Below are 25,850 nucleotides of genomic sequence, written 5' to 3'. Positions count from 1 at the left end.
TGGCCATGAAGGCTTTGCTCCGGGCACCGGAGGTAGTTAATCGCCGTGTCCGAAATTTGTTCCGCGGATGCGGCTTTTGCCCCAGACGTTAACGGCGGAAGACGCCCTGCGCCACGTCGTCGCGCCGTCAGCCTGCCCGTTTCAGGCCGCCTTTGGCCTCGATAAAGCCGACGATCTGGTCGAGCCCCTCGCTCTTTTTCAGGTTGGTCATGACGAAGGGGCGCGCGCCGCGCATGCGCCTGGCGTCCGTCTCCATCTTCTCCAGGGAGGCGCCGACATGGGGCGCGAGGTCGATCTTGTTGATGACCAGGAGGTCGGAGCGGGTGATGCCGGGGCCGCCCTTGGACGGGATCTTGTCGCCGGCCGCCACGTCGATGACGTAGATGGTGAGGTCGGCGAGCTCCGGGGAAAAAGTGGCAGCCAGATTGTCACCGCCGGACTCGATCAGCACGAGGTCGAGCCCGGGGAATTTTGCGCGCATGTCCGCGACCGCGGCCAGGTTCATCGAAGCATCCTCGCGGATCGCGGTGTGCGGGCAGCCGCCGGTCTCGACGCCGGCGATGCGGTCCGGCGTCAGCGAGCCCGAGCGCACGAGGAATTCCGCATCCCATTTGGTGTAGATGTCGTTGGTGATCGCCGCGATGTCATAGCGCTCGCGCATCGTCTTGCAGAGCAGGTCCATCAGCGCGGTCTTGCCCGATCCGACCGGGCCGCCTATTCCGACGCGCAAGGGGCCGTGAGATTTCGACATGTCACTCGCTCTCTCTTGATGGATTAAAGGCCGCACCGCTCACGAGCGAAACAGCCGCGTATATTGCGTCTCGTGCCGCAGGCTGGCGAGATCGGCGCGAAACGTCGCGCTGCCGAGGTCGTCCAATGTCGCATTCAACGCACGATTGGCGGTCGCGGCAACGGCGGCTTCCAGCTTCACCAGCACCCGCTGGCTGTCGGTCTGGCCGAGCGGAATGAGGCGGCTCGCCGCCGAAATCCAGTTCGAGACCAGCGCATGCAGGAAGGCGTGCAGCGTCGGCGCCAGCGGCACGCCGTGCACCGCGGCGACCACGCCGACGGCGACGGGATAGACCAGTGCCGTGCGACATGCCGCAACCATGGCATCCAGCCCGTCGGCATCCCACGCGGCGCGGGAGATGTCGATGAAGGCGCGCCCCTGCGAACTCGTCTCGAGCTGCCGCTCGCGCGACGGCACGAAGGCGGCGGCGAGCTCGGCGATATCGTTCAAGGTGGTGTCCTCGCCCAATTCAGTGGCGCGATAGGCGTGGACCAGGAACGTCGCATCGCAAAAGCCGGAGCCGTCGCCCAGCATGGCGTCGAGCCAGTCGGCCAGGGTCGCGGTGTCGGTGATGTCGCCCGCCTCGACCGCCCATTCGATGCCGCTGGAATAGGAGAAGCCGCCGACCGGAAAGGCCGGCGACAGCCACGTCATCAGCCGGTACAGCGCCGCCGCCTCGCGCTCGGCGAGGTCACCGGCACTCACCGGCTCATTTGTGGTCATGAGCATGCTTGTGGCCGTGGTGGTGGTCGGGGTGGTCGCAATGCTCGTCGTGGTGGTGGTCGTGGCCATGGTCATGCGCGGCATGATCATGATGCTCGTGGCCGTGATGATCGTGGCCATGATGGTCATGGTGATCGTGGCCATGATCGTGGTGGTGATGGCCGTGATCGTGATGCGCATGGTCGTCGTGACCATGTGCGTGGCCGCCGTCGGCGTAAGCGCCGCCTTCGGGATCGAACGGCGCCTCGATCTCGATCACGCGCGCACCGAGGCCTTTCACCATGGCCTCGATGACATGGTCGCGGCGGATGCGCAGGCTCTTGGCCATGATCTGCGTCGGCAAATGGCGATTGCCGAGATGCCAGCCGACGCGAATGAGGTGGTGCGGATCGCGGCCGCGGATCTCCAGCAGCGGCTCGGGCGCCGCGACCACTTCGACCAGCCGGCCGTCCTCCAGGACCAACGCATCACCGCCGCGCAGCGCGACGGCATTTTCCAGGTCGAGCAGGAATTCGAGGCCCCGCGTCCCCGTCATCGCCATGCGGCGGCGGTGCCGGTCGTCGAAATCGAGCACCACCGTATCCGCCGGCGTCTCCGTGAAGCCGTGCTGTCCCTTAACCTGCGTCGCCCGGATCATGCTTTTACCCCGTTACCGTGTCTCGACCTTCTCGGGCGTGATCACTTCAATCTTCGGCGGCGCCGTAAAACACTTCACCGCGACGCGGCCGAACGTCTTCATGTGCTCCATGGCGCGATGCGGCACCAGCGCCTCGGCGCTCTCCCACTGCTCGACGAACACCATCTTGGCGGGATCGGTGACGCTCTCGTGCAAATCATAGGCGATATTGCCGGGCTCCTTCCGCGTCTCCTTGATGCAGGCGGTGGCGGCCGCAATGAATTCGGCGCGCGTCTCGGGCTTGATGGTCAAGGTGGCAACGACGTAAATCACGAGAAATCCTCCCGGCTTTTCTTCTAAGGTAAGATACCGGGCGGGACCTTAGACCAGGCGGGGTCGAACGCAAAACCGGAAAAGCCGCCCCCGGGCCTGCGCCGGGAGCATGCGTCCAGGCGCCATTTCAGTACATGAAATATCGCTGCGCCATCGGCAGCACCTCGGCGGGCGCGCAGGTGAGCAGTTCGCCGTCGGCGCGCACCTCGTAGGTCTCGGGATCGACCTCGATATTAGGCGTGGCGTCGTTGTGGATCATGCTCTTCTTCGAGATTTTTCCGCGGGTGTTCTGCACCGCATAGAGCTTCTTGTCGATGCCGAGCTTTCGCGCGAGGCCGCCGGTGACCGCCGCCTTCGAGGTGAACACCACGGACGACGCGGTGCGCGCCTTGCCGAAGGCACCGAACATCGGCTGATAGTGCACCGGCTGGGGCGTCGGGATCGAGGCGTTGGGATCGCCCATGGGGGCGGCGACGATCGAGCCGCCCTTGATAATACAGTCCGGCTTGACGCCGAAGAAGGCCGGCGACCACAGCACGAGATCGGCGAGCTTGCCCTTCTCGACCGATCCGATCAGTTTCGACACGCCGTGCGCGATCGCGGGATTGATCGTGTATTTGGCGATGTAGCGCTTGACGCGGAAATTGTCGTTGTCCTTGCCTTTGTCCTCGGCGAGCGACCCGCGCTGCTTCTTCATCTTGTCCGCAGTCTGCCATGTCCGGATGATGACCTCGCCGAGGCGGCCCATGGCCTGCGAGTCCGAGGACATCATCGAGAGCGCGCCGAGATCGTGCAGAATGTCTTCGGCGGCGATGGTTTCCTTGCGGATGCGGCTCTCCGCAAACGCGAGGTCTTCCGCGATCGAGGGATCGAGATGGTGGCACACCATCAGCATGTCCAGATGCTCGTCGATGGTGTTGCGGGTGAAGGGCCGCGTCGGGTTGGTCGAGGACGGCAGCACATTCTTCAGCCCCGCGACCTTGATGATGTCGGGGGCGTGACCGCCGCCGGCGCCCTCGGTGTGGAAGGCGTGGATGGTACGGCCCTTGAAGGCCTTGATCGTATCCTCGACGAAGCCGGATTCGTTCAGCGTGTCGGAATGCAGCATGACCTGGACGTCGTAATCGTCGGCCACCGACAGGCAGTTGTCGATCGCAGCCGGCGTGGTGCCCCAGTCCTCGTGCAGCTTCAGCGCGCAGGCGCCGCCCTTGATCATCTCGACCAGGGCGGCGGGCCGCGACGCGTTACCCTTGCCGGAGATGCCGAGATTGACCGGGAAGGCGTCGAACGACTGGATCATCCGCCCCATGTGCCACGGTCCCGGCGTGCAGGTGGTGGCGAACGTGCCGTGCGAGGGACCGGTGCCGCCGCCGAGCATCGAGGTGACGCCAGACATCAGCGCGTGCTCGATCTGCTGCGGACAGATGAAATGGATGTGGCTGTCGAAGCCGCCGGCGGTGAGGATTTTTCCTTCGCCCGCGATCACGTCGGTGCCGGGGCCGACGATGATGGTGACGCCCGGCTGGATGTCGGGATTGCCGGCCTTGCCGATCGCCGAAATCATGCCGTCCTTGATCGCAACGTCGGCCTTCACGATGCCCCAGTGGTCGACGATCAGCGCATTAGTGATGACGGTGTCGGCCGCGCCCTGCTTGTTGGTGACCTGCGACTGCCCCATGCCGTCGCGGATCACCTTGCCGCCGCCGAACTTCACCTCCTCGCCGTAGGTGGTGAAATCCTTCTCGACCTCGATGATGAGATCGGTGTCGGCCAACCGCACCTTGTCGCCGGTGGTCGGGCCGAACATGTCGGCATAGACGGAACGCTTTATTTTGACGGACATCACAAGCCCCGTTTGCGTTTGAATTTTTGGTTGTTCACAGCGAAGCCCTCGCTGCGCTTACGGCATCGTCGAATTTTGCATCGAGCCACGAATTGCCGCCACGGCATCCGGCGACGACCCGCTCAGCCCAGCCCGTGTAGTCGGCGAGATCGTCGCGTTCTTCCGCGGACGGGTCGGAATGAATGCGCGCGCCGATATTGCTGATCTTGTCGGCGATCTTGATCAGCTTGGCGCCGGCCGATTTCTTCGGTGCATCGACGATCTGCCGGCGTCGCCGCTCTGGTTTGGGCAGGCTCATGTCGTCGGTGCATTCAACGACGAGGGAGGCGACACGGTCCGAAAACCTCTCCGCAAGTTCCTCGCGCGTCGTCTCGGTGTCCTCGATCGCATCATGCAACCACCCGGCCGCGACCAGCTCGGCATCCGCGCCATCGGTCGCCGTCGCCAGCAGGTTCGCGACCTCCGCGAGATGATTGATGTAAGGCTCGTTCCCCCGCCCCTTGCGCGCCATGCCATTGTGCCGGCGCGCGGCCAGCTCAGCAGCTTCGGAGACGAGGCGCACGGCGGAGAGCATGACTCACAGCTTCCCCATCACGTCGCCGCGAAAACCGTAGATCGTCTTCTTCCCCGCCACGGCGACGAGCTGGACGTCGCGAGTCTGGCCGGGCTCGAAGCGGACGGCGGTGCCGGCGGCGATGTCGAGGCGCATGCCGCGGGCTTTCTTGCGGTCGAATTTCAGCGCGGGGTTGGTCTCGAAGAAATGGTAGTGCGAGCCGACCTGGATCGGGCGGTCGCCGGTGTTGGCCACCGTCAGCGTCACGGTCTTGCGGCCGGCATTGAGCTCGATCTCGCCGTCCTGGATGAAGAGTTCGCCGGGGATCATGCTCTCGCTCCTACCTGATCGGCTCGTGCACGGTGACGAGCTTGGTGCCGTCCGGAAAGGTCGCCTCGACCTGGATGTCGTGGATCATTTCGGGAATGCCCGGCATCACCTGGTCGCGGGTGAGGACCTGCGCGCCGGATTGCATCAGCTCGGCGACGGTGCGGCCGTCGCGCGCGCCTTCGAGGATGAAGTCGGAGATGATCGCGATCGCCTCGGGATGGTTGAGCTTGACGCCGCGATCCAGCCGGCGGCGGGCGACGATGGCCGCCATCGAGATCAGGAGCTTGTCCTTTTCGCGGGGAGACAGGTTCATGCAGCATCTCTTCCGTTCAATGCATCAATTCAGCAGCCATCAACTCAGCCACAGCCGCGGCAGCGCCGCGCCGGTCCGCGCCAGCACCGCCATCATGTCGGCGCGCAAGCGCGCGGCATCTTGGGCACAGAACCGCGCCATTGCAAAGCCATTCCAGGCGGAGATTCCGACCTCGCCGGCGAATGACTCCGAGGCCTCGCGGATACGCTCGATCAGCCGCTCGTCGCCGGGAACGATCAGCGCCGTGCCGATCGCGGCACCGCCCTTGGCCACCGCCGATCGCCCAAGTTTTGCACCGATATTGCCGTCGAGCCTGACGGTTTCGGCGAACACCAGCTTGCCCCCACGACGCAGCCGCCAGCGATCAAAGAACTCGCCCTGCTCCATCCGCTCGCCCATGGCGGTGCGGCCGAACACGACGATCTCGCAAAGCAGAAGCGAGGCGGCCTCGTCGAGTTCGATGTCGAAACGACGATGGACCCGGGCGCGATCGAACAGGATCGTCTCCTGGGGCAGCCAGCCGAGATGCGCGCCTGCGGCGACCTTCAAGGCGATATTGAGCTGCGCCGCCGCCCCTGGCGCGCGATAGACCTTCTCGGCCGCAGCGGTGGTCAATGTCAGGCGCGACCCCTGCCCTGCCGCGATCTCGATGTCAAAACTATCTCCGCCGGCAACACCGCCAGCCGTGTTGACGAACACGCCGGAGAGCCCCTCGCCCTCCGGCGAGGGAAAGCGCACACGCAGGGAGCCGGACTCATGCAAGACGCCACGCCGCGTCACGCCATCGCGCGCATGGACGTCGAAGCGCACCGCGCCGCGGGCGCGGTTCGCCTCGAAAACCGAAGATGTCGTCAAAGCGTCGCTGCGCATCCGTCTCCCCAGCCGGCCGCGGCAGAAATTTTCGGATTACAGCGCCATCTGGCGGCTGATTTCGGCCGGATCGAGATTGGATCGGTCGCAGGAGAACTTCACCGCGCCGCGATCCATCACCGCGAAACTGTCGCCGAGTTCGCAGGCAAAGTCGAGATATTGTTCGACCAGCACGATGGCGATGTTGCCGAGGTTACGCAGGTAGGAGATGGCACGGCCGATGTCCTTGATGATCGACGGCTGGATGCCTTCGGTCGGCTCGTCGAGCAGCAGCAGCTTTGGCCGCATCACCAGCGCACGCCCGATCGCGAGCTGCTGCTGCTGGCCGCCGGAGAGGTCGCCGCCCCGCCGGCCGAGCATGGACTGCAGCACCGGGAACAGCGAGAACACGTCGTCCGGGATGTGCTTGTCCTCGCGCTTGAGCGGGCCGAAGCCGGTCTTGAGATTCTCCTCGACCGTCAACAGCGGAAATATCTCGCGGCCCTGCGGCACGAAGCCGATGCCCTTGCGCGCCCGCTCATAGGGCTTCAGGCCCGTGATGTCGCTGCCGTCGAGCACGATCGCGCCGGAGGAGATCGGATACTGGCCGACCATGGCGCGCAACAGCGAGGTCTTGCCGACGCCGTTGCGCCCGAGCACGCACGTGACCTTGCCGGGCTCTGCGGCGATGGAGACGCCGCGCAGCGCCTGCGCCGCGCCGTAGAACAGGTTGATGTCCTTGACCTCAAGCATCGCTCAGCGCCCCAGATAGACTTCGATGACCCGCTCGTTGGACGAGACCTGGTCGATGGTTCCTTCCGCAAGCACGGTGCCTTCATGCAGGCAGGTGACCTTGACGCCGAGCTCGCGCACGAACGTCATGTCGTGTTCGACGACCATCACGGTGTGGGTCTTGTTGATCTCTTTCAGCAGCTCGGCGGTGAGATGGGTCTCGACGTCGGTCATGCCCGCGACGGGCTCGTCGACGAGCAGCAGCTTCGGATCCTGCGCCAGCAGCATGCCGATCTCGAGCCACTGCTTCTGACCGTGGCTGAGGCTGCCGGCGAGGCGGTTGCGGGCATCAGTGAGGCGGATCGTCTCCAGCACCTTGTCGATGCGCTCGGACTCCGCCCTGCTGCCGCGCCAGAACAGCGTGCCCTTGACGCTGTGGTCGACATTGAGCGCGAGCAGGAGGTTGTCCTGCACGGTCTGGCTCTCGAACACGGTCGGCTTCTGGAATTTGCGGCCGATGCCGAGCTCGGCGATGCGGGTCTCATCCAGACGTGTCAAATCGGTGACGCCGTCGAACAGCACCGTGCCCTCGTCGGGCTTGGTCTTGCCGGTGATGATGTCCATCATCGTGGTCTTGCCGGCGCCGTTCGGGCCGATGATGGCGCGCATCTCGCCGGGCGCGAGCGTCAGCGACAGATTGTTGATGGCGTGGAAGCCGTCGAACGAGACGTGCACGCCGTCGAGATAGAGCATCGCGGAGGTCGCGCGGGTGTCCATGACGTTCATTGCGCCTACTCCGCCATCTTGGGTTCGGTGACGCCATCTTCGGCCGCGGCGCTCGCGCTGGCTGCGGTGCGTTTTTCCTTCGACGAGTCCCACCAGGCGTTGAAGGTGCCAACGATGCCCTTCGGCAACAGCAGCGTCACCAGGATGAACAGCGCGCCCAGCATGAACAGCCAGTAGGGCGCGAGCATGCCCGAGGTGAAGAACGTTTTTGCGTAGTTGACGACGACGGCGCCGAGTGCCGCGCCGATCAGCGTACCGCGCCCGCCGACCGCGACCCAGATCACCGCCTCGATCGAATTGCCGGGTGCGAATTCGCTCGGGTTGATGATGCCGACCTGGGGCACGTAGAGCGCACCGGCAACGCCGGCCATGCAGGCCGACAACGTGAACACGAACAGCTTGTAGGATTCGACGCGGTAACCGAGGAACCGGCTGCGCGATTCCGCGTCGCGGATTGCGATCAGAACCTTGCCGAGCTTGGAGGACACGACGGAGCGGCAGATCAGGAAGCTCAGGATCAGCGCCAGGCAGCTCAGCGCAAACAGCGCGGCACGGGTGCCCTCGGCCTGCACGTTGAAGCCGAGGATGTCCTTAAAGTCGGTCAGGCCGTTGTTGCCGCCGAAGCCGAAATCATTGCGGAAGAAGGCGAGCAGCAGCGCATAGGTCATCGCCTGCGTGATGATCGACAGGTACACGCCGGTGACGCGGGAGCGGAAGGCGAGCCAGCCGAAGCAGAAGGCAAGCAGGCCGGGCACGACCAGCACCATCAGTGCTGCGAACCAGAGCATGTCGAAGCCGTACCAGTACCAGGGCAGCTTCGAATAGTTCAGGAACACCATGAAGTCGGGCAGGATCGGGTTGCCGTAGACGCCGCGGGTGCCGATCTGCCGCATCAGGTACATCCCCATCGCGTAGCCGCCGAGCGCGAAGAAGGCGCCGTGGCCGAGCGAGAGGATGCCGCAATAGCCCCAGATCAGGTCGATCGAGAGCGCGAGGATCGCGTAGCAGACATATTTGCCCCAGAGCGCGACCAGATAGGTCGGCACCTGCAGCACCGAGCCCGCGGGCAGCAGCAGGTTGGAGAGCGGGATGAGGATGCCGCAGGCCGCGACGATGGCGAGAAAGATCGTCGCGCCGCGGTCCAGCGACCTGGTCAGCATGTGGGGGGTCATGCTTCCACCGCACGGCCCTTGAGCGCGAACAGGCCGCGCGGCCGCTTTTGAATGAACAGGATGATGAGAACGAGGATCGCGATCTTGCCGAGCACGGCGCCTGCGACCGGCTCCAGGAACTTGTTGGCGATGCCGAGCGTGAAGGCGCCGACCAGCGTGCCCCAGAGATTGCCGACGCCGCCGAACACCACGACCATGAAGCTGTCGATGATGTAGCTCTGGCCGAGATTGGGGCTGACATTGTCGATCTGCGACAGCGCCACGCCGGCGATACCGGCAATGCCGGAGCCGAGGCCGAAGGTCAGCGCGTCGACGCGCGAGGTGGCGATGCCCATCGAGGCCGCCATGCGGCGGTTCTGCGTCACCGCGCGCATCTCGAGACCAAGCGCGGTATAGCGAAGCATCGCCAGCAAAATCGCGAACACTGCGAGCGTGAAGACGAGGATCCAGAGCCGGTTATAGGTGATGGTGATCTGGCCGAGCTCGAACGCGCCGCTCATCCAGGAGGGATTTCCGACCTCGCGGTTGGTCGGGCCGAACATGGTGCGGACCGCCTGCTGCAGCACCAGCGACAGGCCCCAGGTCGCCAGCAGCGTCTCCAGCGGACGACCATAGAGGAAACGGATGATGCTGCGCTCGATCAGCACGCCGATGCCGCCGGCAACGAGGAAGGCGAGCGGCACGGCGATCAGCAAGGAATAGTCGAACAGGCCGGGATAGCGGGTGCGGATCACCTCCTGCACCACGAAGGTGGTGTAGGCGCCGATCATCACCATCTCGCCATGCGCCATGTTGATGACGCCCATCACACCGAAGGTGATGGCGAGCCCGATCGCGGCGAGCAGCAGCACCGAGCCGAGCGAGAGGCCGTACCAGGCATTCTGCACCGTGGACCAGACCGCGAGCGAGCCCTGGATCGAGCTGATTGCGCTCGCAGCGGCCTTGGTCACCGAGGCCGGCTGATCGCCCATGCCTGTCAGCAACGCCATCGCCTCCTGGTCGCCGCGCGCCTTGAGGGTCGCGACCGCCTCGAGCTTCTCGACCTCGGTGGCATCGGACTTGAACAGCAGGATCGCGGCGCGGGCATCGCCGAGTGCGGCCTTGACCGATTTGTTGGTTTCCTTGGCGAGCGCGCCATCGACCGCCTCGAGTGCGGTCTCCTCATGCGATTTGAAGACGGATTGCGCAGCCTGCAGGCGCGTTCCGACATCCGGCGACTGGAGCGTCAGGCTGCCGATCGCAGCGTCGACGCTGCGGCGCAGGCGGTTGTTGAGGCGCACCGCGCTGGCGCTGTCGGGAACGCTGGCGACGGGCTCGCCGGTCGCAGCATCGATCGACTTGCCGTCGGCACCGGTGACGTAAACCTTCTTGCTATCAGGATCGGCCATGAGACGGCCGTCCTGGAGCGCGCTGATGATGGGGAAAGCCAGCTTGTTGCCGCTGCTCGCGACCACGCCGATCGCCTCTTCCGTATCGGAGTAATCGTCATTGGCGAATTTGGCGACCGCATCCTCGAACGGACCGGCAAAGGCCGGCAGTGCGAACGCGATCAGGAACAACGAGAGGACAAAGGTACAGAGACGAGCGGACAAATTGGTTGGCACTTTGAATCACCCCGGCAGAAGTGGGGAGAAGGCGGCGGAATAGCCGCCTCCTCCCGTCGTGCAATGAACCGACAGATCGGGATCAGGAGCCCGAGCCGAGGCACTTGTTGGTCTTGGTGTTGAAGTTGCCGCACTTCTTGCCGACCCAGTCGCCGACCAGGTCCTTGGAGCCATCGAGCTCCTTCGACCAGGCGTCGCCTGCGACAAGACCCGGGGTCTTCCACACCACGTCGAACTGGCCGTTGGCTTTGATTTCGCCAATGAACACCGGCTTGGTGATGTGATGGTTCGGAAGCATCTTGGAGGTGCCGCCGGTCAGGTTCTTGGCTTCGATGCCGGGCAGCGCGTCGATCACCTTGTCCGGATCGGTCGACTTCACCTTCTCGACCGCCTTGACCCACATGTCGAAACCGATGACGTGCGCTTCCATCGGATCGTTGGTCACGCGCTTCGGGTTCTTGGTGTAGGTCTGCCAGGCCTTGATGAACTTCTCGTTCTCGGGCGACTTGATCGACTGGAAGTAGTTCCAGGCGGCGAGATGACCGAGCAGCGGCTTGGTGTCGATGCCGGCGAGCTCTTCCTCACCCACCGAGAACGCGACCACCGGGATGTCCTTGGCCTTGATGCCCTGGTTGCCGAGCTCCTTGTAGAAGGGAACGTTGGCGTCGCCGTTGATGGTCGAAACCACCGCGGTCTTCTTGCCGGCCGAGCCGAACTTCTTGATGTCGGCCACGATCGTCTGCCAGTCGGAGTGACCGAACGGCGTGTAGTTGATCATGATGTCTTCCTGGGCGACACCCTTCGACTTCAGGTAGGCCTCCAGGATCTTGTTGGTGGTGCGCGGATAGACGTAGTCGGTGCCCGCGAGCACCCAGCGCTTCACCTTCTCGTCCTTCATCAGATAGTCGACGGCGGGGATCGCCTGCTGGTTCGGCGCAGCACCCGTGTAGAACACGTTGCGCTCGCTCTCCTCGCCCTCGTACTGCACGGGGTAGAACAGGATGCTGTTCAGCTCCTTGAAGACCGGGAGCACGGACTTGCGCGACACCGAGGTCCAGCAGCCGAACACGACCGCGACCTTGTCCTTGGTGATCAGCTCGCGCGCCTTTTCGGCGAACAGCGGCCAGTTCGAGGCAGGGTCGACCACGACGGCTTCGAGCTTCTTGCCGTTGACGCCGCCCTTCTTGTTCTGCTCGTCGATGAGGAAGAGGATGGTGTCCTTCAGCGTGGTTTCGCTGATGGCCATGGTGCCGGAGAGAGAATGAAGGACGCCGACCTTGATGGTGTCGTCCGCGGCCTTGGCGCCGGTCAATGAAGCCAGACCCATCATCAGTCCGGCGGTCGCGGCGAGAACGCCACGGCGGCTAAATGACGCCGCTATATCGTGAGTGGATTTGTTAAGCATGGATGTATCATCTCCCTGACGCAGACGTGAAAAAGACGCTGCGAAACGGCCCCACGGCCGCCTGCGATTAACAGAATCGCAAGAACCATGCCATGGGCTGAGCACATGCCAACCTATTGGTCAGGCTAGATAATTTTGCTGCAATCCAACTTTCGCCGCACTCCGATTGCTCAAATCTTGGGCGAATAAAATGTATGCCAATGCGGCAGACAGGTTATTTTTTGAGCAAAACAGCAACCCTGTCTAAATTTCCGGCATAACTATTTCTGCACTGCAATCGCGGTTTGAGGCCGCGTTGCCTTGAAACCGCCCCCTGAATGTTCCATATGGAGGTTCGAGACCTCTTGCGAATCAAGGGGTCGTAGCGAGCCGCGTGTTCTTAAGCCCTTTCCGGGCCTCTGGCTTGCCCCATCCCATCAAGCCATCCGACACCCCAAACACGCAGGTGTCCATTCGACACCCTTATTGCGCGTGCCCCGCTGATTGCGCTGGGCGCCCGCTTTCGACATGGAAAGAACCCATCTTTTGACTTCCTTTCAGGACTTCGGCCTTGCCGAACCCATCGCGCGTGCTCTCGCCGAAGAGAATTACGTCACCCCCACCCCCATCCAGGCCCAGACTATTCCCACGGCGCTGACCGGCCGCGACGTCATCGGCATCGCCCAGACCGGCACCGGCAAGACCGCGTCCTTCGCGCTGCCGATCCTGCACCGCCTGCTCGAGAACCGCATCAAGCCGCAGCCGAAGACCTGCCGGGTGCTGGTGCTCTCGCCCACCCGCGAGCTGTCCGGCCAGATCCTCGACAGTTTCAACGCCTACGGCCGCCACATCCGGCTGTCCTCGACGCTCGCCATCGGCGGCGTGCCGATGGGCCGCCAGGTTCGCGCGCTGATGCCTGGCCTCGAGGTCTTGGTGGCGACCCCCGGCCGGCTGCTCGACCTCGTGCAGAGCAACGGACTGAAGCTCGGAAGCGTCGAATTCCTCGTGCTCGACGAGGCCGACCGCATGCTCGACATGGGCTTCATCAACGACATCCGCAAAATCGTCGCCAAGCTGCCGATCAAGCGGCAGACGCTGTTCTTCTCGGCCACCATGCCGAAGGACATCGCCGAGCTCGCCGACGCCATGCTGCGGGACCCCGCCCGCGTTGCGGTCACCCCGGTGTCCTCGACCGCCGAGCGGATCAACCAGCGCATCATCCAAGTCGATTTCTCGGCCAAGCCCGCCTTCCTGACCAAGCTCCTGAAGGACGAGCCGGTCAATCGCGCGCTGGTCTTCACCCGCACCAAACATGGTGCCGACAAGGTCGTGAAGACACTTGAGAAGGCCGGCATCGCCGCCAGCGCCATTCATGGCAACAAGTCACAGAACCATCGCGAGCGGACGCTCGCCCAGTTCCGTTCCGGCGAGATCCGCACCCTGGTCGCCACCGACATCGCCGCCCGCGGCATCGATGTCGACGGCATCAGCCACGTCATCAATTTCGACCTGCCCAACGTGCCCGAGACCTATGTGCACCGCATCGGGCGCACCGCGCGTGCCGGTGCCGAAGGCACCGCGATCTCGCTGGTCGCCGGCGGCGAGGAACTGAGCTATCTCCGCGACATCGAGCGACTGATCAAGGTGGCGCTGCCGCGCGAGGATCTCCGCACCGATGCCGGGCGCCGCGATGCGGGTCCGCCCCCGCCGCAGCAACGACAGGGCCGCCCGGGCCGCCCGGGCCAGCGTCCGCAAGGCGCAAGGCATGGTGAGGGACGTCACACTGACGGACGACGCACCGACGAAAGGCATGCCGACGGACGCCACCATAGCGCCGGCAAGCATGGCGACGGAAGGCCCGGCGAAGGTCGGCACGGTGACGGAAGGCATGTTGACGGACGTCCCGGTGGCAGCCAGAAGGTCTCGAAGGGGTCTCGCCGCCAACGGTCCGGTGGTAAGACGCATTCTTCCCCAACCGAGCGCCCGGAACAGCGTTCCGCGCATAGCGCCGGCAAGCCCGATGGGATACAAGGCGTGGCCTTTTTACGCCGCGAGAGTCGGCCGATGGGCCAACCGACCCGCAAACCCTATTCGCACTAGCCGTCCACGACCTGGAGAAATTCATGGCTAAGGAAGAGCTGATCCAGTTCGAAGGACTGGTCACCGAAATCCTCCCCGACGCGCGCTACCGCGTGCAGCTCGACGCCGGGCACGAGATCGTCGCCTACACCGCCGGCAAGATGAAGAAGAACCGCATCAAGACGCTGGCGGGTGACCGCGTGACCGTGGAAATGTCGCCCTACGACCTCGAGAAGGGCCGGCTGATTTTCCGCCACAAGGACGAACGTCCGAGTGGCGTGGGCGGGCCTCCCCGTCCCGGACAGCGCGGTGGCCAGTTCCGCCGCCGTTGATCCGCTTCCAGCATCTCGGCTGCGAAAGTAAAATTCTGACCTGTATGCTGATCCGCCGTGTCGATCGCGGCGGATCAAAAAATCGTGCACGTCAGGATTGTTTTGGTGCCTTAATTCCAATAAAATCACTTATCGATTTTCGGCCGGACGACATTGGCATCCACCGGTACAGCCGGTTCAGACACGCTGACGACCCTTCCAGAAACTCGATCTAACCCGCCTGCGAAAGTAGGCTTCGACACTGCACATCTGAGAAGGAACTACCCCGTGAGCATGGGAACCGTGAAGTGGTTTAACGCGACCAAGGGCTTTGGCTTCATCCAGCCCGACGATGGCGGCCAGGACGTCTTCGTACACATCAGCGCCGTCGAGCGCGCCGGTCTCGGCACGCTGCGTGAAGGTCAGAAGGTCTCTTACGAGATCGTGGCCGACCGTCGTTCCGGCAAGTCGGCAGCGGACAACCTCCGCGCCGCCGGTTGAGCCCACGGGCCTTTGGCCCGGACGGCTCTAGCGAACAAGCAAAAGGAAAAGGCCGTGCGCAACGCACGGCCTTTTTTCATGTCCGAAAGAGCGGATGGACTCAGCAGGTCGTACCGGCCGCATCCGCGCTGTCGTAGACGCAGCCGGACAACGCGTCGGTCTTGCGAGTTCGTCTTGCCAGTTCGTCTTGCGAGTTCGTCCTGCTAGTTCGTTTTGGCGGCCGCGCCGGCATTGCCGCTGGCGTTGTTGCTCAACGAACCGGCCTGGCTCATCGTGTTGTTGAAGTAGTTGTCGCTGTCGCCGAGCGTCACGCGACGTTGGCACAGCGGCATGCAGCTGTAGGACTCGCGTTCGACCCCGCGATAGACGGTGACGAGCCGGTCGCTCGGACCTTCGACTTGGATCTGACGGTCGACCAGGATCTCACCGCCGCGGTCGAGCGCGATGAAATTGGTGGCACCGTAGCCCTTCCCGGTCACGACGATCATGCCGCCGGGCTGGAGCGTGACGTCGGCGATCAGGGGATTGCCGACCACGATGGTCGCTACCTTGCCGGGCAGCTTGACCAGCTTGGCCTGGTCGACATTGACGGCGATGGTGTCGGCGGTCGCCTCGGCAAGGCTGGCGGCAGGCGATGCCAGCACCGCAGCCGCAACCAGAAGACAAACGCGCGCATGACGGCGCAGCAACTCTTTACGCATACTCTTACCCCCGGGACGTCACAAACCGGCAGAAGCGATTCGATACACAGCGGAGCCGGTGCCCGACCCGGCTAACCTGCCCTTAATTCGTGAACGTTCCGCAAACTCGCCGACTATTGTTTGAACGGACTGGGCGTTTTGCTGCCTCAGAAGATCCCTTACTGGCGGAACGGATAGGCGAGCTGGCCCCCGATCTCCTTCGGCATGGTCGCTTCGTCCTTGCCGTAGTCCTGCGGCAGTTTCCCCTCCGGCATGCGGAAGGTGCCGAACAGCACGTCCCAGATCGGAAACGTCCCGGCAAAATTGGTGTCACCGCCCTCTTCGAGCGCGGTGTGGTGCCAGCGGTGGAACACCGGTGTCGCCAGCACATATTTGAACGGCCCGAAGGTCCAGTTCAGGTTGGCGTGCACGAACGCCGAATGGAAGGTGGTGAACGGACCGAGCCAGATCATGACGTTCGGGGAGATGCCGGCCATCAGCAGCACGACGTCGACGCCGATCGTCCCGAGCATGAGATTGACGGGATGGAAGCGGGCCGCGGAAATCCACCCGATCTCCTCCGACGAATGATGGATGGCGTGGTACTTCCAGAATCCGCCGTCGTGGAACAGCCGGTGCAGCCAGTACAGCATGAAGTCAGACAGCACCAGGAACAGTATGGCCTGTACCCACAGCGGCAACTGCGCCAGCGGGCCATGGCCATTGTCGTAGAAGGCGATCAGGTCGTCGGCGTCGTGGATGTTGAAGACGGCACCGGCACCGACGATCAGGAGTCCGATCCGCATGGTGCGGGCGAATACCGGAACGAAGAACCAGTAGCAGATGTCGGTGAGGATCTCGCGCTTGCGCCACCACGGCGCGCCGGGATTGCAGGCCCAGAAATGCTCGAGCACGGTGAAGACCGCCGCGAGCACGAAGGTGACGGGGACCATCTTCTGGATGGTCTCGCCGAGCATCAAGGCGACTTGCATGGGCAGGCTCGACATCGTCGCCTCTCTTCCAAACTTCTGATCCCGCTTAGGCCTACTCCCCGAAATTTAAGGGAGGGTGAAGTCCACGGCGCGCTTGGGGCGCATTTGGAACAGGAAGAATTTCGATTGCGTCCTTAAGGCCAAATTCACTCTGGGCAAAAGCATCCGGCTGGAAGCGGGTTTGCCCGATCGAATTAACTCTACCGAAAGAGCTCGGATCTCATGTTTATCGCGTCAAGCACAGCGCCGAACGAGGCGATCACACCCCAGACGGAGTTTAGTTCATGAAGAACCTGATTGCGCGTTTCGCGAAGGATGAATCCGGCGCCACCGCCATCGAATACGGCCTGATTGCCGCCGGCATCGCACTGGCCATCATCACCGTCGTCAACAACCTCGGCAGCTCGCTGAACACCAAGTTCGGCTCGATCAGCTCCTCGCTGAAGTAAGCAACCGACCAACGACGGCAAAAGCCCCGGACCTCCGGGGCCTTTGTTTTTCCGAATGCGGCGAGTTCCAGTGGCGTTGCGCGAGTACAGAACGAAAGCCGCGGTTGCGGCGAGCGAGGCGGAGGCGGTCGAGACCTCTTCGCCGGCGTACTGGGTTTGCCTTGCGCTGCTGCTCGCGACAGCCGTCCTCGCCGCGCGCATCGCCAGCATCTGGTGAGTGCGCCTCCGGCAGATTCCTGCTCGTGGCGCCGCTACCGCCGTTGTCGGTTTGTTTAGCACTGCCGGCTAGCATGCGGCGACACCCCGATCCCGCGATGAACCCAAGCTCAAGACGCCGCCCATGATCCTCGACCTTGCGCGCCTTCTGCTCTTCCCGGCCCTGATGGCCTTCGCCGCCGCGAGCGATCTCTTCACGATGACCATCTCGAACCGCGTGTCGCTGGCGCTGATCGCGGGCTTCTTCGCGCTCGCCTTCGCCGGTGGCATGGCACCTTACGAGATGCTGAGCCATGTCGGCGCCGGCGCACTGCTCCTCGTCGTGGCCTTCGGCTGCTTTGCGATGGGCTGGATGGGCGGCGGCGATGCCAAGGTCGCGGCTTCGGTCGCGCTCTGGTTCGGCTTCGCGCAATTGATGGATTTCCTGCTCTACGCCTCGCTGTTCGGCGGAGCCCTGACGCTGCTGCTGCTCCAGTTCCGGCAATGGCCATTGCCTTACGGGCTGGCGGGCCAGGCCTGGCTGGCACGGCTGCACGACAAGGAGAGCGGCATTCCTTATGGCATCGCGCTCACGCTCGGCGCGCTGATGGTCTATCCGGAGACCGAATGGGTGAAGGCGATCGACCTCGCTCACCTCGCACTGCGCTGAACGCACCGGGTAAGCCGGCGTTAAGCCGATTTAGATACGCCTCATTAACCATGCTTTGACGAATAGCTGGTCAACTGCCGATTACGGCGGCGGCTGCGTCGCGGCGTTTTGTGGAAAGTGAAGCGTATGAATAGGGCACGCATTGTCGTCCTGACGGTCGCCATCTGCGCCGGCGGTGTCGCCGCGTACCTGGCGAGCGGCTCGGACTCTGCGCCGCCACCGGCGGCTCCGGTCGCACAGCTTCCGACCGTCGACGTCCTGGTCGCCAAGAACGACATCGGCCTCGGCCAGACCGTGAAGCCGGAAGACGTGCAATGGCAGACCTGGCCGGCTGCGACCGCGAGCTCCACCTTCATCCGCCGCAACGAGCGCCCCGAGGGCGCAACCCAGGTCATCGGCTCGATCGCCCGCGCGCCCTTCATCCAGGGTGAGCCGATCCGCGACCAGAAGCTGGTCAGGGCCGAAGGCTCCGGCTTCATGGCGGCGATCCTGCCGACCGGCATGCGCGCGATCTCGACCGAGATCTCGCCGGAGACCGGCGCGGGCGGCTTCATCCTGCCCAACGACCGCGTCGACGTGCTTCTGACGCGCCGCCTCAAGAACGCCGACCAGGGCGCCGGCGCCCAGGACATCGTCACGTCCGAGATCATCCTGGCCAACGTCCGCGTGCTGGCCATCGACCAGGCGCCGAAGGAAAAGGACGGCCAGAACGCCGTGGTGGGCAAGACCGTCACGCTCGAGCTCAATCCCGCGCAGACGGCGACGCTCTCCGCGGCCCGGCAGAGCGGCACGCTGTCGCTCGCGCTGCGCAGCATCGCCGACGTCAAGATGAGCGAGATCACGCTCGATGATTCCGCGAAGCGCGATGGCGTTTCGATTATTCGCTACGGCATCCCAAGCGCGACGGCGAAGGCACGATGAGGACTGTCGATATGAAATGCAGGGCAGATTTGGCGACGATGCGAGCCTCAATGGTCCGCGCCCTGTCGTTTTCGGCCGCCTTCGCGCTGACGCTCAACCCGGTGCTCACCCCGGCGATCGCCGCCGACTACCGCCCCGTGGCGCAGGCCGCGGCCGACGGTCAGATGAACGCACGCTTCCTCTCGCTCGGCGTCGGCAAGTCGATCGTGATCGACCTGCCGCGCGACATCAAGGACGTGCTCGTCGCCGATCCCAAGATCGCCAATGCGGTGGTCCGCTCGTCGCAGCGCGCCTACATCATCGGCGCCTCGGTCGGCCAGACCAACATCGTGTTCTTCGATTCCGCCGGCCAGCAGATCGCGGCCTATGACATCGCGGTCAAGCGCGACCTCAACGGCCTGCGCGCAGCGCTCAAGCAGGTCCTGCCCAATTCCGACATCCAGATCGACGGCCTCGGCGACGGTGTCGTCCTGACCGGCTCGGCGGCGAACCCGCTGGAAGCGCAGCAGGCCAATGATCTCGCCGCGCGCCTCGCCGGCGGTGCCGAAAAGGTGGTGAACTCGATCGTGGTCCGCGGCCGCGACCAGGTCATGCTGAAGGTGACCGTCGCCGAAGTCGCGCGCACCATCATCAAGCAGCTTGGCATCGATCTCACCGCGAACCTGAACTACGGCACCTCGGTGGTGAGCTTCACCAACTCCAACCCCTTCACGGCTCTCGGCAAGAATCTGGTGGACGGCAACGCCCTGACCACGAAGTTCGGCGCGACGCCGTCGGTGCAGGCGACCCTGCGCGCGATGGAGAGCGCCGGCGTGATCCGGACGCTGGCCGAGCCGAACCTGACCGCGATCTCCGGTGAGTCCGCGACCTTCATCGCCGGCGGCGAATTCCCGGTACCGGCGGGCTACGCGTGCGATCCCACCACGCATGTCTGTACCACCCAGATCAGCTTCAAGAAGTTCGGTATCTCGCTCAACTTCACCCCCATCGTGCTGAGCGAAGGCAAGATCAGCCTGCGCGTGATGACCGAGGTCTCCGAACTGTCGAACGAAAATTCGATCACGCTGTCACAGGCCGTGACCTCGACCTCGGTGAACTCGCTGACGGTGCCCTCGATCAAGACCCGCCGCGCCGAAACCTCGCTCGAAATTCCCTCCGGCGGCGCGATGGCCATGGCCGGCCTGATCCAGCAGCAGACCAAGCAGGCGGTCAGCGGGTTGCCGGGACTGATGCAGCTCCCGATCCTCGGCACGCTGTTCCGCAGCCGTGACTTCGTCAACAACGCGACCGAGCTGGTGGTGATCGTGACACCTTATGTCGTCCGCGCGGCGTCGCCAAAGGACCTGTCACGGCCGGATGACGGCTTCGCCGCGCCTGCAGATCCGCAGGCCGAGCTGCTCGGCAATATCAACCGCATCTACGGCGTGCCCGGCCGGACCGAACCGGCCAAGAACTACCGCGGCACCTACGGCTTCATTACCGACTGAGGCGGAACGGGGATTTCACGATGATCACAGCACCACCCCAGATTCGCAAACGCGCCATCCGTTTCGGTGGCGCGCTCGTCGGCATGGCGCTCGCCCTCGGCGGCTGCCAGCACAACGAAGCGGTCACGGCCTCCATCCCCGACGATTACAAGCAGCGTCATCCGATCGCGATCGAGGAGCAGAACCGCTCGATCGTCGTCTTCGTCGGCCATGCCCGCGGCGGATTGACCGCCGCCCAGCGCGCCGACGTGATGGGCGTAGCCTCGGCCTGGCTGCACGAAGGCACCGGCGCCATCCGCATCGACGTGCCGTCCGGCACGCCCAACGCGCGTCCGGTCGCGGACACGATGCGCGAGATCCAGGCGATGCTGGCGGGAGCGGGCGTTCCGCCGCGCGGCGTCAACATTCGCCCCTACCAGCCGGAAGACAGGCGCTTCCTGCCGCCGATCCGGCTCACCTATTCCAAGATCGCTGCGATTGCCGGTCCCTGTGGCCTGTGGCCGGACGACATCGGCCCCTCGATGAAGAACAAGGGCTGGTTCGAGAACAAGGACTATTACAATTACGGCTGCGCCTATCAGCGCAACATGGCGGCGATGATCGACAATCCGTCGGACCTCGAGCAGCCGCGGCCTGAAACGCCGTCCTATACAGCGCGTCGCACCACGGCCTTCGAGAAGTATCGCAAGGGAACGACGACGGCGACCACCTATCCTGAGGCCGAAAAGGCCAAACTCAGCGACACCGGCAAATGATCAGCTACGCTCGCCAGACTCAACAAGAGCAGTCCGAGGCGCCGACGCCGGTCGAGGAGCATATTGCTCCCTCACCGCGCGTGTCGGTCCAGGCTTTCTGCGAGACCGTCGAGACCGCTGCCGCGGTGCAGTCGGCCGGCGAAGACCGTCGTCTCGGCAAGGCCCATCTGAAGATCCAGATGGGCGGCATGGCGGCCGCGATCGAAGCCTACCGCTCGGCGCCGACGCCGAACGTGATCGTGCTCGAGAGCGACGGCCGCAACGATCTTCTGACCGGCCTCGACCATCTCGCCACGGTCTGCGACGCCGGCACCCGCGTGGTCGTGATCGGCCGCATCAACGACGTCACGCTCTACCGCGAGCTGGTGCGCCGCGGCGTCAGCGACTACGTGCTCGCGCCGGTCGGCGCGATCGACGTCGTGCGCTCGATCTGCAACCTGTTCTCGGCGCCCGAAGCCAAGGCGGTCGGCCGCATCATTGCCGTGGTCGGCGCCAAGGGCGGCGTCGGCGCGTCCACCATCTCCCACAACGTCGCCTGGGCGATCGCGCGCGACCTCGCGATGGACTCGGTCGTCGCCGATCTCGACCTCGCCTTCGGCACCGCCGGGCTCGACTACAACCAGGACCCGCCGCAAGGTATTGCGGATGCCGTGTTCTCGCCGGATCGCGTCGACACCGCCTTCATCGACCGCCTGCTGTCGAAATGCACCGACCATCTCAGCCTGCTGGCGGCGCCGGCGACGCTCGACCGGGTCTATGATTTCGGCACCGACGCCTTCGATGCCGTGTTCGACACGCTGCGCTCCACCATGCCGTGCATCGTGCTCGACGTTCCGCATCAATGGTCGGGCTGGACCAAGCGCGCCCTGATCGGGGCGGACGACATCCTGATTGTGGCAGCGCCTGATCTCGCCAATCTGCGCAACACCAAGAACCTGTTCGATCTGCTGAAGGCCTCGCGGCCCAACGATCGGCCTCCGCTCTACTGCCTGAACCAGGTCGGCGTCCCGAAACGGCCCGAAATTGCCGCCGCCGAGTTCGCCAAGGCGATCGAGAGCCAGCCGGTCGTCTCGATCCCGTTCGAACCGCAGATCTTCGGCTCGGCCGCCAACAACGGCCAGATGATCGCGGAGATCTCCGCCAACCACAAGTCGATCGAAATGTTCCTTCAAATCGCCCAGCGCCTGACCGGCCGCAGCGAGACGAAGAAGCAAAAGTCTTCCTTGCTTTCACCCCTGATTGACAAGTTGCGGGGAAAATAAGCCGCCGCATGGAGTTGTTAAGTGTTCGGTAAGCGTAGCGGAACAGACACCGATACTCGGGCTCCCAAGCCCGGCGCCGTGTCGCCAGAGCCTGCCCAGGCTCCGGCGCCCGCGGTGTCGCGCGCGCCGCCCCCGCCGGCCGTCGCCTCGCCGCCGCTTGCCCCCGCCCGGCCGGCGCCGGCCATGGAATCCCGCCGCTCGGACAATTACTACGAGGTCAAGGCGACGATCTTCGGTGCGCTGATCGAGGCCATCGACCTCGCCCAGCTCGCGAAGCTCGACTCCGAGTCCGCGCGCGAGGAAATCCGCGACATCGTCAACGAGATCATCGCGATCAAGAATATCGTGATGTCGATCGCCGAGCAGGAAGAGCTGCTCGACGATATCTGCAACGACGTTCTCGGCTACGGCCCGCTGGAGCCTCTGCTGTCGCGCGACGACATCGCCGACATCATGGTCAACGGCGCCGACACCGTCTACATCGAAGTCGCCGGCAAGATCCAGCGCACCGGCATCCGCTTCCGCGACAATCAGCAGCTCCTCAACATCTGCCAGCGCATCGTCAGCCAGGTCGGCCGGCGCGTCGACGAATCCTCGCCGATCTGCGACGCGCGCCTCGCCGACGGCTCCCGCGTCAACGCCATCGTGCCGCCGCTGTCGATCGACGGGCCCACGCTCACCATTCGAAAATTCAGGAAAGACAAGCTGACGCTGGATCAGCTGGTCAGGTTCGGCGCGATCTCGCCGGAGGGCGCGGAAATCCTCCAGATCATCGGCCGCGTCCGCTGCAACGTGCTGATCTCCGGCGGCACCGGCTCCGGCAAGACCACGCTGCTCAACTGCCTGACCAACTACATCGAGCACGACGAGCGCATCATCACCTGCGAGGACGCGGCCGAGCTCCAGCTCCAGCAGCCGCACGTGGTGCGCCTCGAAACCCGTCCGCCCAACATCGAGGGCGAAGGCCAGGTCACCATGCGCGAATTGGTGCGCAACTGCCTGCGTATGCGCCCCGAACGCATCATCGTCGGCGAAGTCCGCGGACCCGAGGCGTTCGACCTGCTCCAGGCTATGAACACCGGTCATGACGGCTCGATGGGCACGCTCCACGCCAACAATCCGCGCGAAGCACTGTCGCGCTGCGAATCCATGATCACGATGGGCGGCTTCTCACTGCCCTCGCGCACCATCCGCGAGATGATCTGCGCTTCGATCGACGTCATCGTCCAGGCCGCGCGCCTGCGCGACGGCTCGCGCCGCATCACGCACATCACCGAGGTGATGGGCATGGAAGGCGACACCATCATCACCCAGGACATCTTCCTCTACGACATGGTCGGCGAGGACGCCAACGGCAAGATCATCGGCCGGCACCGCTCGACCGGCATCGGCCGCCCGAAATTCTGGGAGCGTGCGCGCTATTACGGCGACGAGAAGCGCCTTGCCGCTGCGCTCGATGCGGCGGAAGTCGCGCCGAAGACATGAGCAGATCGGCGCAGCCATGAACATGCAGGTCCTTGCCCTCGCCTTCCTCGCCACTGCCGCCGTCGGCGGCATCGCCTGGGTGTTCCTTTATCCGCTCCTGTCCGGAGAACGGAAGGCGGAGAACCGCCGTGCCTCGATCGCGCGCGCCGATGCGCCCGCGGCCAAGCAAACTGAAAAGAGCCAGCGGTCGCGCCGCGAGCAGGTCGAGACGTCGCTCAAGGATCTCGAGGCGCGGCGCCAGCAGGAGAAGAGCGTTCCGCTCGGTGTTCGCCTGTCGCAGGCAGGGCTCGACTGGACGCCACAGAAATTCTGGATCGTGTCCGCCGTCGTGGCGGGAGTGCTGTTCGCGGCCGCAATGTTCGTCGGCGGCGGCCTGCTTGGCGCCGCCGGCCTTGCCTTTGCCGGCGGCTTCGGCCTGCCGCGCTGGGCGCTGGGCTTCCTGAAGAAGCGACGCGAAAACAAATTCCTGGCGGCGCTGCCCGATGCGGTCGACGTGATCGTTCGCGGCATCAAGGCGGGCCTGCCGCTGTTCGAGTCGATCAAGGTCGTCGCCGCCGACTCGCCTGAGCCGCTGCGCAGCGAGTTCCTGGCCATCATCGAGACCCAGGCGATCGGCATGCCGCTCGGCGAGGCCTGCTCGCGTCTGTACGAGCGCATGCCGCTGCCGGAAGCCAACTTCTTCGGCATCGTCATCTCGATCCAGCAAAAATCCGGCGGCAACCTCTCCGAAGCGCTCGGCAACCTCTCCAAGGTGCTGCGCGACCGCAAGAAGATGAAGGAAAAGATCCAGGCGATGTCGATGGAGGCCAAGGCCTCGGCCGGCATCATCGGTTCGCTGCCGCCGATCGTGATGTTCCTCGTCTATCTCACGACTCCGCACTACATCTCGCTGCTTTGGACCCATCCGACCGGCCAGCTCATGCTGGTCGGCTGCGTCGTCTGGATGTCGATAGGCATCATGGTGATGAAGAAGATGATCAATTTCGATTTCTGACGGTGCCGTATGGTCGAATTCCTCGTTTCGAAACTGCATGATGTCCGCTTCATGACCATGCTGCTGGCGGCCATCGCCGCCAGCGCCACCGTCTATACGCTGGTGATGCCGCTTTTCGCCGGCGAAGGCCTCGCCAAGCGCATGAAGGCGGTGGCGAGCGAGCGCGAGCGCATCCGCCAGCGCGAGCGCGAGCGCCTCAACAAGAGCGAGAAGGTCTCGCTGCGCCAAACGCCGAAGCAGGTCGTCTCCCGGGTCGTCGAGGACTTCAACCTCACCAAATGGCTCGCGCAGGAAGCCGCGCGCGACAAGCTCATCATGGCGGGCTATCGCGGCCAGGCGCCCTACATCACCTTCCTCTTCGCCCGCATGGTGGCTCCGCTCGTGCTGTTCGTCGGCTCGATCATCTACGTGTTCCTGATCGCGCATATGCAGCAGTTGATGCCGATCAAGATCGGCATCTGCATCGGCGCGGCCTATCTCGGCCTTCAGGCGCCCATGCTGTTCCTCAAGAATGCGATTTCCAAGCGCCAGCTATCGATCAAGCGCGCCTTCCCCGATGCGCTCGACCTGCTCCTGATCTGCATCGAATCCGGCATGTCGGTCGAAATGGCGTTCCGAAAGGTCGCCACCGAAATCGTGGGCCAGTCGATCGCGCTGTCCGAGGAGTTCACGCTGACCACGGCCGAGCTGTCCTATTTGCAGGATCGCAAGGTCGCCTATGAGAACCTGGCGCGGCGCACCGGGCTCGAGGGCGTCAAGTCGGTGTGTCTCGCGCTTCAGCAGGCGGAGCGCTACGGCACCCCGCTCGGGCATTCCTTGCGCGTCATGGCGCAGGAAAACCGCGACATGCGCATGAACGAGGCCGAGAAGAAGGCCGCCGCGCTGCCGCCGAAGTTGACGGTGCCGATGATCCTGTTCTTCCTGCCGGTGCTGTTCGTCGTCATTCTCGGACCGACCGGCATCAAGATCAGCGAGCTGCACTGACGTCAAGACGCGGACCGCGCGCGGTCCGCCGGCAGCTTCAGGATTGCGAGATCAGGT

Annotated in this window: 29 protein-coding genes; 13 read left to right on the top strand and 16 right to left on the bottom strand. The window is 64.3% G+C overall.

Annotated features, from left to right (window positions below; all coding sequences use genetic code 11):
* Window positions 1–127: 127 nt before the first annotated feature.
* The 14 genes from ureG to urtA all read right to left on the bottom strand — a co-directional run bounded on the left by ureG (window position 128) and on the right by urtA (window position 12,049).
* Window positions 128–751, bottom strand: coding sequence for an urease accessory protein UreG (ureG, locus tag IVB46_RS15240; RefSeq protein WP_063980981.1), 624 nt, complete (start codon window positions 749–751; stop codon window positions 128–130).
* Window positions 752–790: 39 nt separating this feature from the next.
* Complete coding sequence (locus IVB46_RS15235; RefSeq protein ID WP_346016129.1) at window positions 791–1,519, bottom strand: urease accessory UreF family protein; 729 nt, start codon at window positions 1,517–1,519, stop codon at window positions 791–793.
* A complete protein-coding gene (ureE, locus tag IVB46_RS15230) occupies window positions 1,500–2,150 on the bottom strand; it encodes an urease accessory protein UreE (RefSeq protein ID WP_247302223.1) in 651 nt (216 codons plus the stop codon). Before ureE ends, IVB46_RS15235 begins: the two co-directional genes overlap by 20 nt.
* Window positions 2,151–2,162: 12 nt before the next feature.
* Complete coding sequence (locus tag IVB46_RS15225; RefSeq protein WP_014498210.1) at window positions 2,163–2,462, bottom strand: putative quinol monooxygenase; 300 nt, start codon at window positions 2,460–2,462, stop codon at window positions 2,163–2,165.
* 127 nt (window positions 2,463–2,589) lie between these two features.
* Window positions 2,590–4,305, bottom strand: coding sequence for an urease subunit alpha (ureC, locus tag IVB46_RS15220; RefSeq protein ID WP_247302221.1), 1,716 nt, complete (start codon window positions 4,303–4,305; stop codon window positions 2,590–2,592).
* 34 nt (window positions 4,306–4,339) lie between these two features.
* Complete coding sequence (locus IVB46_RS15215; RefSeq protein WP_247302220.1) at window positions 4,340–4,879, bottom strand: HD domain-containing protein; 540 nt, start codon at window positions 4,877–4,879, stop codon at window positions 4,340–4,342.
* 3 nt (window positions 4,880–4,882) lie between these two features.
* Window positions 4,883–5,188 (bottom strand): urease subunit beta, encoded by a 306-nt coding sequence (locus IVB46_RS15210; RefSeq protein ID WP_007599812.1) that lies wholly within the window; start codon window positions 5,186–5,188, stop codon window positions 4,883–4,885.
* A 10-nt stretch (window positions 5,189–5,198) separates the two neighbouring features.
* Window positions 5,199–5,501, bottom strand: coding sequence for an urease subunit gamma (locus tag IVB46_RS15205; RefSeq protein ID WP_007605424.1), 303 nt, complete (start codon window positions 5,499–5,501; stop codon window positions 5,199–5,201).
* 39 nt (window positions 5,502–5,540) lie between these two features.
* Entirely contained in the window at window positions 5,541–6,371 is an 831-nt protein-coding gene (locus IVB46_RS15200) for an urease accessory protein UreD (protein ID WP_085401878.1), read from the bottom strand.
* Between the two features lie 36 nt (window positions 6,372–6,407).
* Window positions 6,408–7,103, bottom strand: a complete 696-nt coding sequence (urtE, locus tag IVB46_RS15195; RefSeq protein WP_008131878.1) for an urea ABC transporter ATP-binding subunit UrtE — start codon at window positions 7,101–7,103, stop codon at window positions 6,408–6,410.
* Between the two features lie 3 nt (window positions 7,104–7,106).
* Window positions 7,107–7,868, bottom strand: a complete 762-nt coding sequence (gene urtD / locus IVB46_RS15190; RefSeq protein ID WP_014498216.1) for an urea ABC transporter ATP-binding protein UrtD — start codon at window positions 7,866–7,868, stop codon at window positions 7,107–7,109.
* A gap of 5 nt (window positions 7,869–7,873) precedes the next feature.
* Complete coding sequence (gene urtC / locus IVB46_RS15185) at window positions 7,874–9,040, bottom strand: urea ABC transporter permease subunit UrtC (protein ID WP_247302217.1); 1,167 nt, start codon at window positions 9,038–9,040, stop codon at window positions 7,874–7,876.
* Window positions 9,037–10,644 (bottom strand): urea ABC transporter permease subunit UrtB, encoded by a 1,608-nt coding sequence (gene urtB / locus IVB46_RS15180; protein WP_247302215.1) that lies wholly within the window; start codon window positions 10,642–10,644, stop codon window positions 9,037–9,039. Before urtB ends, urtC begins: the two co-directional genes overlap by 4 nt.
* 82 nt (window positions 10,645–10,726) lie before the next feature.
* Window positions 10,727–12,049 carry an urea ABC transporter substrate-binding protein gene (gene urtA / locus IVB46_RS15175; RefSeq protein ID WP_063980975.1) on the bottom strand — a complete coding sequence of 441 codons (1,323 nt, stop codon included), beginning with the start codon at window positions 12,047–12,049 and terminating at the stop codon, window positions 10,727–10,729.
* A gap of 507 nt (window positions 12,050–12,556) precedes the next feature.
* Here urtA and IVB46_RS15170 point away from each other — a divergent pair.
* The 3 genes from IVB46_RS15170 (at window position 12,557) to IVB46_RS15160 (ending at window position 14,919) form a co-directional block, all read left to right on the top strand.
* The gene (locus tag IVB46_RS15170) at window positions 12,557–14,128 is read left to right on the top strand and encodes a DEAD/DEAH box helicase (RefSeq protein WP_247343057.1); all 1,572 of its coding nucleotides are present in this window, start codon (window positions 12,557–12,559) and stop codon (window positions 14,126–14,128) included.
* A gap of 23 nt (window positions 14,129–14,151) precedes the next feature.
* Window positions 14,152–14,439 carry a translation initiation factor IF-1 gene (infA, locus tag IVB46_RS15165; protein ID WP_008131890.1) on the top strand — a complete coding sequence of 96 codons (288 nt, stop codon included), beginning with the start codon at window positions 14,152–14,154 and terminating at the stop codon, window positions 14,437–14,439.
* Between the two features lie 267 nt (window positions 14,440–14,706).
* The gene (locus tag IVB46_RS15160; protein WP_028148374.1) at window positions 14,707–14,919 is read left to right on the top strand and encodes a cold-shock protein; all 213 of its coding nucleotides are present in this window, start codon (window positions 14,707–14,709) and stop codon (window positions 14,917–14,919) included.
* Window positions 14,920–15,122: 203 nt separating this feature from the next.
* On the opposite strand, the gene IVB46_RS15155 is transcribed toward IVB46_RS15160, so the two are convergent.
* Window positions 15,123–15,620 carry a pilus assembly protein N-terminal domain-containing protein gene (locus IVB46_RS15155; RefSeq protein ID WP_028148373.1) on the bottom strand — a complete coding sequence of 166 codons (498 nt, stop codon included), beginning with the start codon at window positions 15,618–15,620 and terminating at the stop codon, window positions 15,123–15,125.
* A gap of 158 nt (window positions 15,621–15,778) precedes the next feature.
* Complete coding sequence (locus IVB46_RS15150) at window positions 15,779–16,606, bottom strand: sterol desaturase family protein (protein WP_014498223.1); 828 nt, start codon at window positions 16,604–16,606, stop codon at window positions 15,779–15,781.
* Window positions 16,607–16,875: 269 nt separating this feature from the next.
* On the opposite strand from IVB46_RS15150, the gene IVB46_RS15145 reads away from it, so the two are divergent.
* The 10 genes from IVB46_RS15145 (at window position 16,876) to IVB46_RS15100 (ending at window position 25,793) form a co-directional block, all read left to right on the top strand.
* Window positions 16,876–17,040, top strand: coding sequence for a Flp family type IVb pilin (locus IVB46_RS15145; RefSeq protein ID WP_014498224.1), 165 nt, complete (start codon window positions 16,876–16,878; stop codon window positions 17,038–17,040).
* 70 nt (window positions 17,041–17,110) lie between these two features.
* The gene (locus tag IVB46_RS15140) at window positions 17,111–17,257 is read left to right on the top strand and encodes a hypothetical protein (RefSeq protein ID WP_247302212.1); all 147 of its coding nucleotides are present in this window, start codon (window positions 17,111–17,113) and stop codon (window positions 17,255–17,257) included.
* Between the two features lie 123 nt (window positions 17,258–17,380).
* Window positions 17,381–17,905 carry a prepilin peptidase gene (locus IVB46_RS15135; protein WP_208088838.1) on the top strand — a complete coding sequence of 175 codons (525 nt, stop codon included), beginning with the start codon at window positions 17,381–17,383 and terminating at the stop codon, window positions 17,903–17,905.
* Between the two features lie 126 nt (window positions 17,906–18,031).
* Window positions 18,032–18,826, top strand: a complete 795-nt coding sequence (gene cpaB / locus IVB46_RS15130; protein WP_063980971.1) for a Flp pilus assembly protein CpaB — start codon at window positions 18,032–18,034, stop codon at window positions 18,824–18,826.
* An 11-nt stretch (window positions 18,827–18,837) separates the two neighbouring features.
* The gene (locus IVB46_RS15125) at window positions 18,838–20,313 is read left to right on the top strand and encodes a type II and III secretion system protein family protein (protein ID WP_247302208.1); all 1,476 of its coding nucleotides are present in this window, start codon (window positions 18,838–18,840) and stop codon (window positions 20,311–20,313) included.
* A 20-nt stretch (window positions 20,314–20,333) separates the two neighbouring features.
* Entirely contained in the window at window positions 20,334–21,068 is a 735-nt protein-coding gene (locus tag IVB46_RS15120) for a CpaD family pilus assembly protein (protein WP_247302206.1), read from the top strand.
* Window positions 21,065–22,330 carry an AAA family ATPase gene (locus IVB46_RS15115; protein ID WP_063980969.1) on the top strand — a complete coding sequence of 422 codons (1,266 nt, stop codon included), beginning with the start codon at window positions 21,065–21,067 and terminating at the stop codon, window positions 22,328–22,330. The genes IVB46_RS15120 and IVB46_RS15115 overlap by 4 nt, the downstream gene beginning before the upstream one ends.
* Window positions 22,331–22,351: 21 nt before the next feature.
* Window positions 22,352–23,815 (top strand): CpaF family protein, encoded by a 1,464-nt coding sequence (locus IVB46_RS15110; RefSeq protein ID WP_071916702.1) that lies wholly within the window; start codon window positions 22,352–22,354, stop codon window positions 23,813–23,815.
* 16 nt (window positions 23,816–23,831) lie between these two features.
* Window positions 23,832–24,809, top strand: a complete 978-nt coding sequence (locus IVB46_RS15105) for a type II secretion system F family protein (protein ID WP_063980967.1) — start codon at window positions 23,832–23,834, stop codon at window positions 24,807–24,809.
* A gap of 9 nt (window positions 24,810–24,818) precedes the next feature.
* Window positions 24,819–25,793, top strand: coding sequence for a type II secretion system F family protein (locus IVB46_RS15100; protein WP_247343054.1), 975 nt, complete (start codon window positions 24,819–24,821; stop codon window positions 25,791–25,793).
* Window positions 25,794–25,850: the final 57 nt, after the last annotated feature.

It is taken from the genome of Bradyrhizobium sp. 61, assembly GCF_023073075.1.
Classification (GTDB): Bacteria; Pseudomonadota; Alphaproteobacteria; order Rhizobiales; family Xanthobacteraceae; genus Bradyrhizobium; species Bradyrhizobium barranii.
This window is presented reverse-complemented; position numbering and strand designations above follow the sequence as displayed.

Coding starts and splice junctions, on each gene's coding strand:
- ureG (WP_063980981.1), bottom strand. CDS start 751: ATGTCGAAATCTCACGGCCCCTTGCGCGTCGGAATAGGCGGCCCGGTC.
- IVB46_RS15235 (WP_346016129.1), bottom strand. CDS start 1,519: ATGCTCATGACCACAAATGAGCCGGTGAGTGCCGGTGACCTCGCCGAG.
- ureE (WP_247302223.1), bottom strand. CDS start 2,150: ATGATCCGGGCGACGCAGGTTAAGGGACAGCACGGCTTCACGGAGACG.
- ureC (WP_247302221.1), bottom strand. CDS start 4,305: ATGTCCGTCAAAATAAAGCGTTCCGTCTATGCCGACATGTTCGGCCCG.
- IVB46_RS15215 (WP_247302220.1), bottom strand. CDS start 4,879: ATGCTCTCCGCCGTGCGCCTCGTCTCCGAAGCTGCTGAGCTGGCCGCG.
- IVB46_RS15210 (WP_007599812.1), bottom strand. CDS start 5,188: ATGATCCCCGGCGAACTCTTCATCCAGGACGGCGAGATCGAGCTCAAT.
- IVB46_RS15205 (WP_007605424.1), bottom strand. CDS start 5,501: ATGAACCTGTCTCCCCGCGAAAAGGACAAGCTCCTGATCTCGATGGCG.
- IVB46_RS15200 (WP_085401878.1), bottom strand. CDS start 6,371: ATGCGCAGCGACGCTTTGACGACATCTTCGGTTTTCGAGGCGAACCGC.
- urtE (WP_008131878.1), bottom strand. CDS start 7,103: ATGCTTGAGGTCAAGGACATCAACCTGTTCTACGGCGCGGCGCAGGCG.
- urtD (WP_014498216.1), bottom strand. CDS start 7,868: ATGAACGTCATGGACACCCGCGCGACCTCCGCGATGCTCTATCTCGAC.
- urtC (WP_247302217.1), bottom strand. CDS start 9,040: ATGACCCCCCACATGCTGACCAGGTCGCTGGACCGCGGCGCGACGATC.
- urtA (WP_063980975.1), bottom strand. CDS start 12,049: ATGCTTAACAAATCCACTCACGATATAGCGGCGTCATTTAGCCGCCGT.
- IVB46_RS15170 (WP_247343057.1), top strand. CDS start 12,557: ATGGAAAGAACCCATCTTTTGACTTCCTTTCAGGACTTCGGCCTTGCC.
- infA (WP_008131890.1), top strand. CDS start 14,152: ATGGCTAAGGAAGAGCTGATCCAGTTCGAAGGACTGGTCACCGAAATC.
- IVB46_RS15155 (WP_028148373.1), bottom strand. CDS start 15,620: ATGCGTAAAGAGTTGCTGCGCCGTCATGCGCGCGTTTGTCTTCTGGTT.
- IVB46_RS15150 (WP_014498223.1), bottom strand. CDS start 16,606: ATGTCGAGCCTGCCCATGCAAGTCGCCTTGATGCTCGGCGAGACCATC.
- IVB46_RS15145 (WP_014498224.1), top strand. CDS start 16,876: ATGAAGAACCTGATTGCGCGTTTCGCGAAGGATGAATCCGGCGCCACC.
- IVB46_RS15135 (WP_208088838.1), top strand. CDS start 17,381: ATGATCCTCGACCTTGCGCGCCTTCTGCTCTTCCCGGCCCTGATGGCC.
- cpaB (WP_063980971.1), top strand. CDS start 18,032: ATGAATAGGGCACGCATTGTCGTCCTGACGGTCGCCATCTGCGCCGGC.
- IVB46_RS15125 (WP_247302208.1), top strand. CDS start 18,838: ATGAAATGCAGGGCAGATTTGGCGACGATGCGAGCCTCAATGGTCCGC.
- IVB46_RS15120 (WP_247302206.1), top strand. CDS start 20,334: ATGATCACAGCACCACCCCAGATTCGCAAACGCGCCATCCGTTTCGGT.
- IVB46_RS15115 (WP_063980969.1), top strand. CDS start 21,065: ATGATCAGCTACGCTCGCCAGACTCAACAAGAGCAGTCCGAGGCGCCG.
- IVB46_RS15105 (WP_063980967.1), top strand. CDS start 23,832: ATGAACATGCAGGTCCTTGCCCTCGCCTTCCTCGCCACTGCCGCCGTC.
- IVB46_RS15100 (WP_247343054.1), top strand. CDS start 24,819: ATGGTCGAATTCCTCGTTTCGAAACTGCATGATGTCCGCTTCATGACC.